General features: G+C 67.6%; 15 protein-coding genes. 7 read left to right on the forward strand and 8 right to left on the reverse strand.

Features of this window, described 5'->3' with window-relative positions; genetic code table 11:
* From KF857_11890 to KF857_11905, 4 genes are all read right to left on the reverse strand, one after another.
* A partial coding sequence (locus KF857_11890; GenBank protein MBX3112697.1) for a type I restriction-modification system subunit M N-terminal domain-containing protein occupies window positions 1–420 on the reverse strand: 420 nt, incomplete at its 3' end.
* 255 nt (window positions 421–675) lie between these two features.
* Entirely contained in the window at window positions 676–1,383 is a 708-nt protein-coding gene (locus KF857_11895; GenBank protein MBX3112698.1) for a hypothetical protein, read from the reverse strand.
* Window positions 1,384–1,460: 77 nt separating this feature from the next.
* On the reverse strand, window positions 1,461–2,867 hold the full coding sequence (locus tag KF857_11900; protein ID MBX3112699.1) for a DUF1501 domain-containing protein: 1,407 nt from the start codon (window positions 2,865–2,867) through the stop codon (window positions 1,461–1,463).
* Entirely contained in the window at window positions 2,857–5,853 is a 2,997-nt protein-coding gene (locus KF857_11905) for a DUF1549 domain-containing protein (protein MBX3112700.1), read from the reverse strand. Before KF857_11905 ends, KF857_11900 begins: the two co-directional genes overlap by 11 nt.
* A gap of 495 nt (window positions 5,854–6,348) precedes the next feature.
* On the opposite strand from KF857_11905, the gene hflX reads away from it, so the two are divergent.
* From hflX to KF857_11930, 5 genes are read left to right on the forward strand one after another with little or no spacing between them, the layout of a single operon-like run.
* Complete coding sequence (gene hflX / locus KF857_11910) at window positions 6,349–7,614, forward strand: GTPase HflX (protein ID MBX3112701.1); 1,266 nt, start codon at window positions 6,349–6,351, stop codon at window positions 7,612–7,614.
* Complete coding sequence (prmC, locus tag KF857_11915) at window positions 7,611–8,501, forward strand: peptide chain release factor N(5)-glutamine methyltransferase (GenBank protein ID MBX3112702.1); 891 nt, start codon at window positions 7,611–7,613, stop codon at window positions 8,499–8,501. Before hflX ends, prmC begins: the two co-directional genes overlap by 4 nt.
* 29 nt (window positions 8,502–8,530) lie before the next feature.
* On the forward strand, window positions 8,531–9,058 hold the full coding sequence (gene def / locus KF857_11920) for a peptide deformylase (protein ID MBX3112703.1): 528 nt from the start codon (window positions 8,531–8,533) through the stop codon (window positions 9,056–9,058).
* Window positions 9,055–9,987, forward strand: coding sequence for a methionyl-tRNA formyltransferase (gene fmt / locus KF857_11925; GenBank protein MBX3112704.1), 933 nt, complete (start codon window positions 9,055–9,057; stop codon window positions 9,985–9,987). Before def ends, fmt begins: the two co-directional genes overlap by 4 nt.
* A 3-nt stretch (window positions 9,988–9,990) precedes the next feature.
* On the forward strand, window positions 9,991–11,241 hold the full coding sequence (locus tag KF857_11930; protein ID MBX3112705.1) for a PD40 domain-containing protein: 1,251 nt from the start codon (window positions 9,991–9,993) through the stop codon (window positions 11,239–11,241).
* Here KF857_11930 and KF857_11935 read toward each other — a convergent pair.
* From KF857_11935 to KF857_11950, 4 genes are read right to left on the reverse strand one after another with little or no spacing between them, the layout of a single operon-like run.
* A complete protein-coding gene (locus KF857_11935) occupies window positions 11,236–12,132 on the reverse strand; it encodes a glycosyltransferase family 9 protein (GenBank protein ID MBX3112706.1) in 897 nt (298 codons plus the stop codon). The two genes, KF857_11930 and KF857_11935, sit on opposite strands and share 6 nt — an antisense overlap.
* Entirely contained in the window at window positions 12,120–13,052 is a 933-nt protein-coding gene (locus KF857_11940) for a glycosyltransferase family 9 protein (GenBank protein MBX3112707.1), read from the reverse strand. The genes KF857_11935 and KF857_11940 overlap by 13 nt, the downstream gene beginning before the upstream one ends.
* A 5-nt stretch (window positions 13,053–13,057) precedes the next feature.
* Window positions 13,058–13,957: a lysophospholipid acyltransferase family protein gene (locus KF857_11945; protein MBX3112708.1), complete on the reverse strand. Its 900-nt coding sequence runs from the start codon at window positions 13,955–13,957 to the stop codon at window positions 13,058–13,060.
* Window positions 13,944–14,909: a tetraacyldisaccharide 4'-kinase gene (locus KF857_11950; GenBank protein MBX3112709.1), complete on the reverse strand. Its 966-nt coding sequence runs from the start codon at window positions 14,907–14,909 to the stop codon at window positions 13,944–13,946. The genes KF857_11945 and KF857_11950 overlap by 14 nt, the downstream gene beginning before the upstream one ends.
* A 21-nt stretch (window positions 14,910–14,930) precedes the next feature.
* Here KF857_11950 and KF857_11955 point away from each other — a divergent pair, with 21 nt between their 5' ends.
* Window positions 14,931–15,566, forward strand: a complete 636-nt coding sequence (locus tag KF857_11955; GenBank protein ID MBX3112710.1) for a hypothetical protein — start codon at window positions 14,931–14,933, stop codon at window positions 15,564–15,566.
* Between the two features lie 11 nt (window positions 15,567–15,577).
* Complete coding sequence (gene mtaB / locus KF857_11960) at window positions 15,578–16,885, forward strand: tRNA (N(6)-L-threonylcarbamoyladenosine(37)-C(2))-methylthiotransferase MtaB (protein MBX3112711.1); 1,308 nt, start codon at window positions 15,578–15,580, stop codon at window positions 16,883–16,885.
* The last annotated feature ends 8 nt before the right edge of the window (window positions 16,886–16,893 follow it).

The raw sequence follows: 16,893 nt of genomic DNA on the forward strand, positions 1-16,893 counted from the left end.
GTCGTCAAACAGGCCCTTCAGGTCATCCTCGCTGGCGGTCCCGACCGCGGACGCCTCGATGTTATGGAACACCCGTTCTAACGTCTCGTTGAGGTTTTCGTCGTCCTTGGCCCGCTTCCGGACATTTGAGAACAGTTCCGACGGCAGGATGTAGAAGCCCTTTTCCCTGACGGTCTCCCGGCGGGCCCCCTCGGCCTGATCGTCGCTGAGGGCGGCGTAGTCGAAGGGCTGTCCCGTGGCCTTGCGCTCCTGGGTGTCGATGTAGGCGGTCAGGTTTTCGGAGACGAACCGGTAGAAGAGCATGCCGAGCACATAGGCTTTGAAGTCCCAGCCGTCGACCGCGCCGCGGAGGTCGTTGGCGATCCGCCAGATGGTCTTGTGGAGCTCGGCGCGTTGGGCCTCGCTGGTGCTTGGGGGCATCAGGCGACCCCTTTCCCGAAAGCTCGTCGTTTCATCCCGGTTCCCGCGGGGGCGGCGGCGCCCCCGGCAAGGATTCTGGCAGACGAGGGGCGCGGTTCGTGCGCGGGGGGGTTGGGGGGGATAGGACGGATAGGACGGATAGGACGAGATAGGACGGATAGGGAGAGGGGAGGGAGAGCACCAGGGGCGGGAGAGCCCGGGGCGGGATGCCCCGGAAGGGGAGAGCCCCAGGGGCGGGAGGGCCCCCGGGGAGGGTCAGGCGGCCTTTTTCGGTGCTTTGCCGAGGCCGGGTTGGACGGCGAGGGCGACGGTGACGACGACGGGCAGGGTCTGGAGGGGCGAGGCTTGTCCGGTGGCGGTCTTGACGAAGCGGTAGGCGGCGGCGTAGTGGCCGGGGGGGACGGTGACGTTTTTGAGGCCGGTGTTGGTGAAGACGTGGAAGGCCTTGGTGCGGTAGCCCTTGGCGTTGGGGGTGCGGTTGGGCGATTTGAGGGATTGGAGGAGGAGTTCGGTGGTCACGCCGGCGGCGTTGGGGCCGCTGGAGGCGAAGGTGACGGTGACGGCGGCGGAGCTGGTGGCGGTGACGGTGACGCTGTCGCCGAGGAAGGCCCCGGCGGGGGGGTCGAGGGGGACGGTGCCGTTGGGGCTGACCTGGAGGAACTTGGCGGCGAGGGCCATGAAGGCGGTGTTGGCGGTGGGGTGGTAGACGCGGCCGTCGACGGGGTTGGTCTTGACGACGGTCTGGGCGTAGGCCTGCCACTCGTCGACCTGGGCGGGGGTGAGGTTCCGGTAGTTTTGGGCGGCCTTGGCGAGGGCGTAGCGGACGGACTGTTGGGGGGCGGTGCGGGGGTTTTTGCCGCTGACGCGGGGTTTGACGACGAGGCCGCTGCGGCCCTTGGTGACGACGACGGAGCCGGCTTTGCCGCGCATGTCTTCGAACGCGATGGAGAGCGAGGTCTTCATACCCCTAGTTTCGGGCCGTCGCGGGGGTTCCGCAGGGGGGTGTGAGCGAGGGGTGGGCGAACGGCTGGCCCGGGCTCTTAGGCGAGGATGCCTTTGACGACCTCGCCATGGACGTCCGTCAGACGGTAATTGCGGCCGTTGTGGAAATACGTCAGCTTGGTGTGGTCGACGCCGAGAAGATAGAGCATCGTGGCGTGGAGGTCGTGCACGTGGACCTTGTCTTGGACGGCGAAGAAGCCGTAGTCATCGGTGGCGCCGTGCTTGTGCCCGGCCTTGACGCCGCCACCGGCGAGGATTGTCGTGAAGCCGTGGGGGTTGTGGTCGCGCCCGTCGTCGCCCTGGGCGACGGGGGTCCGGCCGAACTCACCGCTGATCATGACGAGCGTGTCCTGCAGCATTCCGCGGGCCTTGAGGTCGGTGATGAGCCCGGCGATGGGTTTGTCGACCTCCATGGCGTTGCTGGCGTGGTCACGTCGGAGGTCGGTGTGCTGGTCCCACTTGTAGGAGTGGGTGACTTGGACGAACCGCACGCCTTTCTCGGAGAACCGGCGGGCGAGGAGGCACTGGTGGCCGAAGTTCTTGGTCTTGGGTTCGTCGATGCCGTAGAGCCTCTTGGTCTCTTCGCTCTCGCCGGTGATCTCTTGGAGTTCGGGGGCGGCCATCTGCATGCGGAAGGCGAGTTCGAAGGAAGTGAGGCGCCCTTCGAGGGCCGGGTCAGGCCCGAGGTGGCGGAGTTGTTCCTGGCTGAGTTTCTGGAGGAGTTCGATCTCGAGCTGCTGGGCGGCGCGGGGGGTCTCCTTGTTTTGGATGAAAGGGATTTTGGCGTTGCCGGCGGGGATGCTGGCGTTGCCGACGGGGGTGCCCTGGGTGTAGGCGGGGAGGAAGGCGGAGCTCCAGTTGTTGACGCCGCCGTGGCTGAGGGTCGGGCAGATGGTGACGAACCCGGGCATGTCCTGGTTTTCGGTGCCGAGGCCGTAGGTGACCCATGACCCCATGGAGGGCCGGACAAAGGTGTCGCTGCCGGTGTGGAGTTCGAGGAGGGCTCCGCCGTGGCGGGAGTTGGAGGCGTGCATCGAGTTGATGAAGCACAGGTCGTCGACGCAGGCGCCGACGTGGGGGAAGAGGTCGCTGACCTGGATGCCGCTCTGGCCGTAGTGCTTGAACTCCCAGGGGCTGCGGAGGAGGTTGCCGGTGGGGCTACTGACGATGCGGGGCATTTCGCCGGTGAAAGGTTTGCCGTGGTCGCGGGTGAGCAGGGGTTTTGGGTCGAAGGTGTCGACCTGGCTGGGGCCGCCGTGAAGGAAGACGAAGATGACGCGTTTGGCCCGGGCGGGGAACATGGGGGCCTTGGGGGCGAGGGGGTTGGTGGGGTCGGTCACGGCGAGGCCGCGTTCGGCCATCAGGCTGAGAAAGGCGAGGTTGCCGAAGCCCATGGCGCTGGCGCGAAGCAGGTCGCGGCGGGAGAGGAAGGAGCTATTCGACATAGATGAACTCATTGGCGGCAAGGAGGGCTTTGCAGAGACTCTGCCAAGCGCTGTGCCGGGGGTCGGGGGCCAGGGTGTAGGCGGCCTGGAACCGGGCGAGGTAGAGCTGGGCGTTGGAGACTTCCCAGTCGGTGGCGGGGCGTCCGTAACAGGTCAGGTAGAGGGAGCGGACGCGCTGGGCGTCGGTGGCGTCCTTTTCCGAAAGGGCGTGGGACGCGAGGGACTGGGCGGCTTTTGTGACGATGGGGCCGTTGAGCATGAAGAGGGCCTGGGGGGCGATCGTCGTGCTGGGGCGGTCGCCGTTCATGACGGTGGGGTCGCCAAAGTCGAAGGCCTGGTAGACGTCGTAGACGGCGGCCCTGACGACGGGCAGGTAGATGGCCCGGCGGGGGCTGTCGTATTTGATGGAGTCCGCGCTGTTGGTGTCGGTCACGTAGGAGCGGGGTTTCAGGTTGAGCATCGTGCCGCCCATCGTGCGGTCGAGCAGGCCGGAGACGGCCATGATGCTGTCGCGGATCTCCTCCGCTTCGAGGCGTCGGCGGGGGAACCGCCAGAGGAGGCGGTTGTCGCCGTCGGCCTTGGCGGCAGGCTCGCTGTACCCGCCGGACATCTGGTAGGTCGCGCTCAACATCATCCGGCGCTGCAGCTTCTTGAGGCTCCAGTGGTCGTCATCGACGAACGTCGTGGCGAGCCAGTCGAGCAACGCGGGGTTGCTCGGTTGTTCGCCCAGCATGCCGAAATTGTCGACGGAGCCGACGATGCCGCGGCCGAACCGCCAGCGCCAGACGCGGTTGACGAAGACGCGGGCGGTCAGGGCGTTCTGCGGCGAGGTGATCCAGCGGGCCAGCTCGAGGCGGCCGCTGTGGCCGGAGGGGATGGCCGGCAGTCCGGGCCCCGAGACGCAGGTCGGGAACCGCCGGGGGGCCGGCTCACCAAGGGTCAGATAGTTGCCGCGGACGCTGACCCTGAGGTCGGTCGGCGTCCCCTCCTCGACCGCCATCGCGAGGGGGAGGTCGGGCTTTTCCTTGGCGAGGGCGGCCATCTCGTCACCCAGCCGCTTCAGCCGGTCGGCGACCGGTTTGGGGAGCAACCGGTCGGGGTTCTCGGGGAGTCCGATGCTCACGGGGGCCTTGGCCTTGACCTGGTCGGCCACGGCGCGCAGGACATCGGGAAGGAGCTGGTGCCGGGCGGCGACCGCCCCAAGGCTCTCGGTCGGGGCGGCGCCGGGGCGCGGGACGAGCAAGAACTTGTCGATGTGGGGGAAGTAGGAGTCCCTTTCGAACTGGACGGTGTTGCTCCCGGCCCGGAGGACGACGACACCTTCGGCCGACCACCGTTGCTGGGCGGGATAGAACCCACCGGTGACCTGGCCGGCGGCGCTGGACAAGGCGAGTCCGCCGTTCACGAGGACCCGCACCGGCCGGGGGTCGCCGGAGGCGTAGCGGACGTCGAGCTGGTAGGGGCCTGCCGTCGGTACGGTGACGGAGTACTCCGCTTGGTTCGGAAAGGTGCCGACGTTGTAGACGACGCCGACGCCCTTGCCGTAGCCGGTCGTGTCCTTGCCGACGTTGCCGCGGACAAAGTCCTCCGCCTCGCTGACGACAGCGTCCTTCGGGGCCGCGCCGTCCGGTGTGGCGACCACGGGGTGAAGGACGGGCCGGGCCGCGTCGGCGGCCAGCAGTTCTCGGGCGGCGGCCTCGTAGGCCGCGGTCTTGGGCTTCAGTTCAGCGAGGAGCTTGTCGCCGGCTTCCTTCCGGAGGTCGTCGGCCTCTTTCTTCTTGGCGACCAGGGCCTTCTGGACCGCGGCCAACTTGGCCTTCTGTCCGGGCGTGCCCATGGGCCGCTCGTTCCACTCGGCGACGACCTTAAAGTTCTCCATCGTCTTGGTCGACTTGAAGATGCCGGCCATGGCGTAGTAGTCCTTCGTCGGGACCGGGTCGAACTTGTGGTCGTGGCACCGGGCGCAACCGACGGTCAGACCAAGGAAAGCCTTGCTGACCACGTCGACCTGCTCGTCGATGATGTCCATCTCCTGCTTGACGGGGTCGTCTTCGGCCAGCGTCTTGCCGCCGAGGGCGAGGAACCCGGTGGCGACCATGCCGTCGTCGCCGGCCCCGGGCAAGATGTCGCCGGCGAGCTGCTCCTGGATAAACCGGTCGACCGGCATGTCGGCGTTGAACGCCCCGACCACCCAGTCGCGGTAGCGCCAGGCGTTGGGAAAGACAAGGTTCTCATCAAGGCCGTTCGAGTCGGCGTACCGCGCCACGTCCAGCCAATGCCGACCCCACCGCTCACCATAGGCGGGCGAGGCGAGCAGGCGGTCGACGACCTTTTCGAAGGCACCGGGGCCCTTGTCATTGACGAAGTCTTCGACCTCTCGGGCGGTCGGCGGCAGCCCGGTGAGGTCGAACGTCGCCCGCCTGACCAGGGTGCGCCGGTCGGCCGGCGGTGCGGGCCGCAAGCCTTCTGCTTCGAGCCCGGCCAAGACAAAGAGGTCGAGCGGACCCTTGGCCCAAGCCTTGTCCTTGACTTCTGGAAGCGGCGGGCGCCGCGGCGCGACGAAGGCCCACCACTTGCCCTTTGGCTTGGCCGGCGCAGCCGCCGGCCACGGCGCACCGGCCTTGGCCCAGGCGGTCAGGGCGGCGACTTGGTCGGCGGGAAGCTTCCCCGAGGGCGGCATCTTCAGGTCGGTCTCGTAGGAGACCGCCTCGGCGAGCAACTTGGCCTGCACCGCCGTGATCGGTCTGTCCAGACGCAGGTCGCCGGACTGGAGTCGGGGTCCGTGGCAACCCACGCAGGTCGTCTCAAAGACCGGCCGCACCTTGGACTCGAACAGGGCCACCTGTCCGGGTGACGCCGTTTGCGTCTGGCCCTGGACCGGCGCGGCCTGCGCGCCGAAGACAACCAGGCCCAATCCGACGGTGAACAGGGCCGCGGTGACACGGGCTTTCACCCCGTTCCTCCGGGTCGGCGACCAGACAGACATCCCCAAGAGTATACAAAGGAACTCGGCTTCAAACATCCCCTGCTCACGGGGATTGGCGACCCATCCGCCGCATGGGTGCGGCGCACGGAGCCGGCTTTGCCGCGCATGTCTTCGGGCGCGACGTAAATCGAGGTCTTCATGCCCCTTGTTTTGATGGGCCGCGGGGGGTCCCGCAGGGGGGGTGTGAGCGAAAGGTGAGCGAAAGGTAAGCGAAAGGGTGGCATGGGTGGGCCGGGGGGCGGTTTTTGGCCGGTCGAAAGGCGGGGAAAACGGGTGGTGTCCGCGGGGGCCGGGGGAAACCTGTCAGAATGGGGGGACCATGCGCCTTCTCTGACCCTGTCGCCTCCCCACCGAGGGGGCGAGCCTGGACCGACCAGGCAGACGACCACCCGTCCCGCGCGGGGCCGTCAGGTCAGACCGTTGCTGTCCGCAGCACTTTCTCTCCCTTGGCCCGCGGGCACCCCGACGAACTGGAGAAACATCAAGGAAGGCTGTATGGCCGCACAAATCAACAACGAGACACCGAAAGAGAGGCTTTTCCTCGTGTATGTGAACGAGGACGAGTCGGAAGACCTGTATTGCGAGCAAGAGTTGGAGGGCCTGGTGGAGGCGGCGGGGGGCGAGGTGGCGGGCTCGACCCGGCAGCGTCTGGGCCGTCCGCACAAGGCGACGTGCGTGGGGAGCGGCAAGGTGGAGGAGGTGAAGGCCTACGCGGCGGAGACGCAGGCGGACGTCGTGGTCTTTGACTGCGAGCTGACGGGCATCCACATCCGGAACCTGGAGGAGCGTCTGGAGCGTCGGGTGATCGACCGGACGCAGTTGATCCTGGACATCTTCGCCCGCCGGGCGCGGACTCGGGAGGGCATGTTGCAGGTTGAGCTGGCGCAGTTGAGTTATTCGCTGCCTCGGCTGATGAGCGTCTACACGAAGTTCGAGCGTCAGCGGGGCGGCATCGGCATGCGGGGCCCGGGCGAGACGAAGCTGGAGAGCGACCGCCGTCTGGTGCGTGACAAGATCGCGAAGCTGAACGTGGAGATCGACGAGGTGCAGAAGCACCGCGAGCTTCAGCGGGCGGGGCGCCGGGACCAGCCGTACGCCTCGGTGGCGATCGTCGGCTACACGAGCGCGGGCAAATCGACGTTGATGAACCGGTTGTGCGACACCGACCTGCTGGCGGACGCGATGCCCTTTGCGACGTTGGACCCGACGACGCGGAAGGTGCAGCTGGCGGACGGGCACTCGTTCTTCCTGAGCGACACGGTCGGGTTCATCCGGAAGCTGCCGACAATGCTGGTGGCGGCGTTCCGGGCGACGTTGGAGGAGTTGTTGCACGCGGACTTGCTGTTGCATGTCGTGGACGTGAGCCACCCGGAGTGGGAGACGCAGATGGACGCGGTGACGGAGACGGTGGCGGCGTTGGGCGGGGCGGACATCCCGGTGCTGACGGTGTTCAACAAGGTGGACGCCCTGGCGGACGCGGGGGTGGCGACGGGACTGGTGGCGCAGTGGCCGGACTCGGTGGCGATCAGCGCCCTGACGGGTCTGGGTATGGCGGACCTGGCCGACGCGGTGGTGCGGATGGTGCGCGACCGGTTCGGTCTGGTGCGGGCGCTGGTGCCCTACGACCAGGCCCAGTTGGCGGAGAGCGCGTACCGGTTCGGGCGGGTGGTGCACAAGGAGTACCGTGACGACGGTATCTACCTGGAGGCCGAGGTCGTGGCGGAGATGCGGGGGAGACTGGCCCCTTACGCGGTGACATGACGGAGGGCCGGGTCTCTCTGGGCGCTTGGCTGACGAAGGCCGAGTACCGTCTGGCCCAGGCGGGGGTGGAGAGCCCCCGTCTGGAAGCCCAGGTGCTGGCCGCTCACGCGCTGGGGGAGAGCCGGTCGTGGGTGGTCACCCACACCGAGGAGCTCGTCGACCCGTGGGTGTTCGGGTGGTCGCTGTGGCGGAGGGCGGGCCGGGAGCCGCTGGCGTACATTGTCGGCGAGCGGGAGTTCTACGGGCGTCCGTTCGCGGTGGACCGGAACACTTTGGTCCCCCGGGCGGACACGGAGGTGGTCTTGGAGGAGGCGGTCGACGTCGCCGACACCATCGCCACGGGGCAGGGCGACTTGGCGGTCGACGTGCTCGACGTCGGCACGGGTAGCGGTGTGCTGGCGGTGTCGCTGAAGCTGGAGCGGCCGTGGCTCCAGGTCACGGGTTGCGACGTGTCGGCGGGCGCCCTCACGGTGGCGTGGGTGAACGGCGAGCTACTCGGGGCCGAGGTGGCCTGGGTCGAGTCGGACATGTTCGCGAACATCGACGGGGAGTTCGACCTGATCGTCTCCAACCCGCCCTACGTCGCCACCGCGTCGGCGCTTGAGCCCGAGGTCGCGCTGCACGAGCCGGCTTCCGCCCTGTTCGCGAAGGAGGAGGGGATGGAGTTCTATCGGCGGCTTGCGAAGGAGTCGCTCGGCCATATCCGCCCGGGCGGACAGATGGTGGTCGAGCTGGGGGATTTCATGCTCGGCCCTGCCCAACTGCTCTTCGAGGACCACGGGTGGGAGGTCGTGGCCTTCCGCAAAGACCTGACGGGGATGCCGCGGGCATTGACGCTCGCTCCGCCCGCGGGGGGCCCGCTCCACAGCTCCGGGCCAGGGAACTGACCTCGGCATCTGCCATAATTGAACCTTCCATGGACGTTGTCGTCCCGCCTGAGTACCAGCGGCTTTTCGTGACCGACGCGGAACATCCCATCGTCAAAGTTCCGGCCCCGGTCCTGCGTCAAGTCGCCGCGCCGATCACCAAGCTCACCGACCGCCATCGGCTCTTGGGCGACAATATGGTCCGCATCATGAAAGACGCCAACGGCGTCGGGCTCGCCGGGCCCCAGGTCAACGTCCTCGAAAGGGTGATCGTCATCAACCCGACGGGAAAGCCCATGGTGCTCTTTAACCCCGTCATCACCAAAGCCGAAGGCGAGCAAATCGGCGAGGAAGGGTGCCTGAGCATCCCTGGCCTCTATGGAGACGTCAAGCGGGCCGCGATCATCGAGGTCGAGGCGGTCGACCGCAAGGGGAAGGAAGTCGTCTACGAGATGGAGGGGTTCGCCGCCCGCGTCGTCCAGCACGAAGTCGACCACCTCGACGGGCGCCTCTTCATCGACACGGTCGATGTCACCACCCTCTACTGGAAGGACCCCGCCGCGCGAGACGCGGAATGAGGGTCGTTTACTTCGGTACCGCACCCTTCGCCGTGCCCGCGCTGGAGCGGCTGGCCCCCCATGTCGTCGCCGTCGTCGCCCAGCCGGACAGGCCGGCGGGCCGCGGGCTCGGGGAGCAGGTCACCCCTGTCCGTGCCAAGGCCCTGGAACTCGGCCTACCCGTGCTGACCCCGGCCAAGGCCCGTGCCCCAGAGTTTGTCGAGGCGTTCCGCGCCATGGCGCCGGACGTCGCCGTCGTCGCGGCCTACGGCCAGATCTTGTCGCAACGCCTCCTCGACGTCCCCTCCCAAGGTTGCTTTAACCTCCACGGGTCCGTCCTCCCACGTTGGCGAGGGGCCGCCCCGGTGCACCGTGCGGTCGAGGCGGGCGACCGGGAGTCGGGCGTGACCCTGATGAAAATGGACGCGGGCATGGACACGGGGGACATGGTGGCCGTCGAGCGCACCCCCGTCGGGCCAGACGAGACCGCCGGGGAACTTTACGCCCGCCTCGCGACGTTGGCGGGAGAGATGGCGGCACAGTGGATCGAAAGGCTTGCCCTCGGTGAGTTCACCCTCAGCCCCCAGGACGACAGCCTGGCCACCCACGCCCGCAAGGTCACCCGGGAGGACGCGTTCCTCGACCCGGGCTTGGACGGGAGGACTGCCTACAACCGCTTTCGGGGCATGACTCCTACTCCAGGTGCCTGGGCGCTCACGCCACGCGGTGTGCTCAAGGTCACGCAGGCCAGGTGGTCGGAGTCGTCCGGGGCACCAGGGACGGTCTTGGCGACGAGACCGCACGTCACCGTCGCCTTCGCCACCGGGTCACTGGAACTACACCAAGTCCAACCTGAAGGCAAGCCGCGCATGTCGGGCCTGGACTATGCCAATGGCGCGAGACTCGCCGTCGGTGACAAACTCTTGGAGGCCGGGCCGTCGGCCGTGTGACCCATGCAGAAGAAAATCGCCATCCGCCTGATCGTCGGACTGATCGTCCTGGCCGGCCTGTTCGTCGGGTTCCGGGTGCTCAAAGACCTTGAGACCGACCCCCTGAAAGTCGAGACCATGGACTCGGTGGGCTGGGTCGCCGCCACCGAGACCGAGGGTGACGGCTCGCGCGCCGTCGTCTTTGACACGACGGGCAAGAAGTACGTCGACAAGCAGTGGCAACCGAAGAACACGGAAGACAGCATCTCGTGGATGCCCGACGGCAACCGCCTCGTCTTCAGCAGCGACCGGGGCGGCCGTTCGCAGAACCTCTTCTACTGGATCCCCACCAAAGAGATCGTCGAGAAGTTCAAAGACCAGTCGAGGAGCATGTCGGCCCCGTGGTTCGCCCCGAACGACCCCACCCAGCAGTCCGGGCTCATGATGTCGGGAGGCAACGTGTGGGAGTTCATCCCGCGCAACAAGATCATCCGCCAGGTCTTGCCTCCGCTCTTGCGGGCTTCTTCGGGGTCAGAGGAGGGAGCGGGGGCGACCAGCTCGATGGAGGCCCTGTACAAGAACTTCGGTTCCAGCTTCAAGAGTGCGGTCTATGTCGGTGACCGGGCCGGCATCATGACCGTGATGCGGCGGGACGAGGGTGAGGTCGTGATCCAGAACTACACGGAGCCCGACATCTCTGGAAAGCCCCGGCTCCCCGTCCCCATCGTCGCGGGCACGCGGGTCGAGATCACCTCGAACGGCGGCGACGCCGCGGTCATCGCCATCCACGGCTACCAATGGATCGACCCCGAAAAGGTTCCCGAAGAGTTCCATAAGGACGGGCACATCACCCGTCCTTACAAGAACGCCGTCATTCTCATCCAAAACGCCGCGTCGGCGGAGCCCAAGGCCGTCATGATGGTCGCGACCCGCGAAGACTCCGTCGAAGACTTTGGCTATCCGGCGGTCTCTCCCGACGGCACCCAGTTGGTCGTCGTCGTCAGCCGGCAGACCGGCGAGAACAAGACCGAGCCGCTGGGGCTCGTGCTTGTCCCCGTGGAAGACAACGGCGGGTCCAAGGCCAGGCCGCTTGTCCAAGGCGACATCAGCCAGCCGAGTTGGTCGCCAGACGGCAAGAAGATCGTCTACATCAAGCGCGAGAACGGCAAGGGCAACTTGTACATCGTGAACGCGGACGGTTCGGGAGAGACCCGGCTGGCCGAAGGCGACTTCAGCAACCCGGTGTTCAGCCCGCAACGACCCAAGTCTTCATGACACCAGGCCGACGGCGAGGGCGGCGACCTCGTCTGGCTCAAGGGTCTGGCAATGGCTGATCTGCCGGTACGGGCAACTCCGTTCCGGCCGGGTGACCATGTAGAGCCCGACGCAGGGGGTGCCGAGGGCCGCCGCAATATGCGTGGTGCCCGTGTCGCCGCCCAGATGCAGCTTTGCCCCCGACATGAGACCGACCAAGTCACCGACCCCGGTCTTTCCGTGCAAGCTGGTGAGGGGGCAAGACGCCTCTGCCGCCACTTGGGCGAAGACCTCGGACTCTGCCGCCGAACCGATGTAGACCGAGGCGATCCCCTGTCTGTACAACGCTTCCGACACCCGGGCAAAGGCTCGGGGCGGCCACCGTTTCGTCGCCCAAGCACCCCCGGCGTTCACCACCGCATAGGGCATGGCGAGGCCAGAAAGCAACTCTGACGTCCTTGCCCGGTCTTCGTCCGTCGGTGCCAACGCAAAGTCCGACGAGGCCGTACCTCCGGCCGCCCGGGCGACGTCGACGTACTGGTCGACCACATGGACCGAAGTCGGGTCCGGACGGACCGGAGCCGCAAACCAGCCAGCGAACTCACGTTGCCGATGGTAGGCCAGTTTCAGGGCGGCCTTTGCCGCCCCGACGATCCTCCCGGACTTGAAGAGCCCCTGGAGGTCGATGGCGATGTCGAACTCACCGAGCCCGACGACCTTTGCCCGCCAATCCTTGTCCCGCTTGTCCAGGCCGACAGTCTGGTGGATGTTGGCGCACCTCTGCGGCAGGGCGGCGAAGCGGCTGTCGACGACCCAGGTGACCTCATGGCCGGCCTCGGCCAAGCTGGACGCGGCGGGCAGCCCACAGACGACGTCGCCCATCGCGCTCAGGCGGACGATCAGCGCGCGCACGCGGCCTTCTCCAGCGCGGTGACCGCGGCCTCGACGACCGTCTTCGGTGAGACCAGGCCCGCGCTCGCCCCGGCCTGGAGGACCGTGCCTTGGGTAGACCAAGGGCGGTAGACGCCGGGGTTGGTCGGGCCGAAGACCGACACGACCGGCACGCCGTAGGCGGCGGCGATGTGTCCGGTGCCGGTGTCGGCGGCGACATGCAGGGCGCTGGCGCGCACGACCTGCATCGTCTCGGTGAGCCCGAGCCGGCCGACCAGGTTTTCGACGCCAGGGACATCAAGGCCGGGGTCGCGGGCACCTCCCACGGCGACGACGCGGCACCCGGACTTGACCAGGCCCTCGGCGACGCGCCGCCATTGCTCGACCGGGTACGTCTTGTCCCGGCTCCCCGCCCCGGTCTGGATCGAGACGAACCCGCCGTCGTGCCAGGCGGGGAGCTCGGGCATGGTCGGGAGGTCCGGCAGGGTCATCGGCCAGATCTGGTTGAGAAACGCAAAGTTCGCCTCGACCTCGTGCAAGCCGTGGGCGACGGGGGAGACCGGGTTCAGCTTGCGGGCGAGGGCGTCGGTCGCCCGCCGGGCGTGCCGCTCGCGTGCCCCGGCCAAGCGGAGGCAGAGGGCCGTCTTCGAGTGGCCCTGGAGGTCAAATCCGAACTCAAAGGCGTGCCGACGCAAGGACGTGAAACGCCGGGTCTGGTTCCACCAAGTCGCTGGCGACCACCTTGTCTTCTTCCACGCGTCCCGGTCGGCGACCACCGTCTGGTCGACCATCGCCCCGTCGGCGACGACCGCGGCGCAACGCTCCTGGGCCGCCCACACGATATGCCCTTCAGGAAACGCGCGGCGGAGGGCCGTCACCGCCCACGCCGCCATGACGCAGTCGCCGATGGCGGAAAAGCGGACGACCAAGACCCGCGGCATTTCACTCATTGCACGAGACCCCTCTGCTTGGCCGCCCGCCACCGGTCGTGCATCCACAGCCATTGCTCGGGATGCTCCCGGATCGCACTCTCCAACCAGCGGTTCACGGCCAACATCAGCCCTTCCCCCTTTTTGCCTTCCGGCAAGTCGACCGGTTGCAAGAGCGGATAAAACTTGATGACGAACTTGCCCTCGCCCAGGTGGAAACATGCGGCGGGAAGCACCGCCGCACCGGTCCGGTCCCGGATCACCCCGGGGCCGAGGACCGTGCCCGCGGGCTGGCCGAAGAAGGGGACGAAGACTTCCTCAGAGTTCTGGTCGGGCAAGATGCCGATCATCCCGTTCTTGCGGAGGGTCGTGATGATCGGCCGGGCCGCGTCGCCCCGCGGAAGCACCTTGGTGCCACTGGCCCGCCGCATGTCGTTGACCATCTCGTTCACCCCTTCCTGGTTCGCGTCTCGGATGATCACGGTCAGGTCCACGCCCGAAAGAGACAGGTAGGCCGCCATCCGTTCCCAGTTCCCCAGGTGACCGGTGATGAGGAGCACGCCCTTACCCCCCGCGAACGCCTCGTCCAGATGCTCCTTCCCTTCGACCGTCGCGTCGGCCAAAAGAGACTCAAGCGTCCACCCGGCCGCGCACATGAAGTCGACGACCGACCCACCGAAGTGCATGGCCGACCGCCGGGCGATCTCCGTCCGCTCTGCTTCCGACTTTTCGGGAAAGGCGTAACCCAGGTTCGCCACCGCGACATGGCGGCGTCGCTTCCCTGCCGCCCACATCAGCCGGCCCACCATGCGCGCCCACCGGGCACGCCCCGACGGCGACGCGGCGACGACCCGCCGCTGGACAGCCCGGGCCAAGGCGACGACCACGTCGTCAGTCCAACGCTTACCCGCGGGCATCGGCCACCTTGGCCAGGAGCCAGGCACGAAAAGCGGGGGCCGGCTCCACGAAGGCCTCGTAGTCGGCGACAAAGACGTCGCGGTCGACCGGACGACGGCGGAGTTTGACCCAGTCTTTGGAGGTGGTGACGAGGGGCATGTCGGGGGGTAAGGAGGCGAAAAGCGTACCTTCGTCGAGTCGGTCGTGGTCGGGGAGCAGCCGGGTCTCGGCGACGTCTACGCCCAGTCTCTTGACGTCGGCCACGAACTGGCCTGGTTCGGCAAGGGCGCAGACGACGCAACAGGGGCCCTCGGGCTGGGCAGGCGTGCCGTCGGGCCGGGCCAACGACGTCGAAGCGCGACGCCACGTGAAGTCTGGCGGGACCACCGCGTCGGCCCGGCGCCTCCCGGACGACCGGGGTTCGCGGTAGGGCCCGACCGGCAAACAAAGGGTGTTCGCCCTCGGCGGGTCCAGCAGGATGCGGACGTCGGGGTCTACCCTCAGGTGCTGGTAGCCGTCGTCCATCAGCATCACCGAGTCCGGGTAGTGCTTGGCGACGACCTCTGCCGCGCGGACTCGGTCACGACCGACGACCAGGGGCACGTCAGGTCGCTTGAGCCGGAACAGGGCTGGCTCGTCGCCCCATACGGCAGGGTCGATCTCGCCCGGCGGGGCCAGTTCCGCGCCGTCCTGGTGTGGTGAACCGTAGCCCGACGCCGAGACGACCACATGGTGTCCCGCGCCCATGAGGACGTCCAGCACATGGAGCGTGGTCGGCGTCTTGCCCGCCCCGCCCGCCACCAGGTTGCCCACGCACACGATAGGGCGGTGAGGCTTCGCCGCCCTCTTGAGCCCTAGGGCATAGACCGCCTGGTACGACCACCAACCAAGGGCGTAGAGGCCCGACAGCGGCGACAGGGCCCAGGCGACGGGCCCCATGCCCGACCAAAGCCTCCGCCGCACGTCGTCCATGTCTGCCGTATTATTGCGAAGATGCCGAGCCCAGCCGAGACTTTGCTGGCCCAAGGGGACGTCGCCGCCGTCATCGCCTTGCTTGAAGCGATGCCGCTGGCCGAGGGTGTCGAGGCCGCCTTTGAGCTTCAGAAGCTTGCCTACAACGAGCACAAAAACGCCGCCACCAACGTCGCGGTCGGCGAGTGGATCATATCGAAGGACTCTCCGGACGCCGACCGTGACCTTCGCGGCCGCGTGAAGGGAGCGGCTTACAACCTTGCCTCTGCCGTCTGGCGGGGATGGGACGAGCCGGGCGTGACCTTGACCCCGGACCTGGAAGCAAAGGGGTTGCCGATGGCCAGGCTCAACCTCAAGTTGGCATACGAGCTGGACAAGCCGACCATCGCCAAGTCTCGCGGACACTGGTTGGTCGGGGCCCACCACTGGTCGGCGGGTGACACCGACTCTGCCGTCACCGAGTTCAACATCGCGGCGCGGCTCGCAAGGGAGGCCGACTCGCCGGACGAAGCCCGGCTCAGCGAAGCCTACGCCCTGCTGGCCCAGAGAGACCCGGCCTGGCGGCAGGCGGCTGAATCCCTGGGGAGCGTCGAGTACGGCGAGTTCTTTGTCGGCCAGTTGGAGACGGCGGCCCGCGTCTTCGGCGTGGCTTCATAATCACGACCAGATTGCCAAAGGCCGCGTTCACGACCCTGGGTTGCAAAGTCAACCAATACGAAACCCAACGCATCCTCGAGAGCTTCGAGGCGGCCGGGTTTGAGGTCGTGCCGTTTGACGCACCGTCCGACGTCTATGTCGTCAACACGTGCTCGGTGACCAGCCAGGCCGGGGCCAAGAGCCGCTATGCCGTGCGCAAGGCGGCCCGCACCAACCCGGGGGCGAAGGTCGTCGTGACCGGTTGCGAAGCCCAGATGTCCTTGATCAAAGGCGACGGGCTCGACGGTGCGGACGTGGTCGTCCCCAACCCCCAGAAGCTCGCCACCCTTGACCACCTCCTTGCCGCGTTCCCGTCCCTGCGGCCATCCCGCACCGCCGCCCCTCCCCCGCCGCCCCCGGGCCGGACACGGGCGACTCTCAAGGTCCAGGACGGCTGCGACGTCTTCTGCTCCTATTGCTCGATCCCCTACACCCGACCGGGCATGGTTTCCCGCCACGCCGACGAGGTCTTGGCCGAGGCCAGGGGCATGGCGGAAGCCGGATACCACGAGGCGGTGCTGACCGGGGTCCTCATCGGGGCGTACGGCCCCGGTTCAGGTTCCGGTGGGGCGACGTTCGAAGACTTGGTCACTCGCCTGGCCGAGGAGTCTGGCCTCGCCCGCTTACGCATCAGCAGCATCGAGATGCACCAGGTGACCCGGCCGATCATCGACCTGGCCCGGTCGGGACAGGTGGTCCCCCACTTCCACATCCCCTTGCAGAGCGGTAGCGACCGGGTGCTGGCCGACATGGGGCGCCGCTACCGACGGGCTGAGTTCATCGACCTGTGCCACCGTCTGCGCGGCGAGGTGCCCGACCTTACCGTCACGACCGACATCATGGTCGGCTTCCCGACGGAGGGCGACGAGGATTTCGACGCCACCCTGGCCCTGTGTGAAGAGGTGCGGTTCCTCAAGGCCCACGTCTTCCGGTTCAGCCCCCGCCACGGCACGCCGGCCGACGCGTGGGGCGACCCGGTGCCACCAGAAGACAAGCAGCGACGGGCCGTGGCCTTGGCCCAGCGGTGCGACGCCCTCGGCCGGGCGGAGGCACGCCGGTTCCTGGGCCGGACGATGCGTGTCCTGGTCGAGTCGAAGACCCATCGCGACGGTGCCCTGGAGGGGCTCACCGACAACTGGCTGACGGTCAGGTTCTACGGCCCAGAGCACCTCAAACGGTCTCTTCAGGCCGTCCGGATCGACGAAGAGGCCGACGGGACGCTCTACGGCGAATGGGTGTCGTCCGTCCCCACGGGCGGCCTACGCCTCACCTCGGCCTAAGCGCCGGT

Source organism: Fimbriimonadaceae bacterium (genome assembly GCA_019638795.1).
In the GTDB taxonomy this organism is placed as follows: domain Bacteria; phylum Armatimonadota; class Fimbriimonadia; order Fimbriimonadales; family Fimbriimonadaceae; genus JAHBTB01.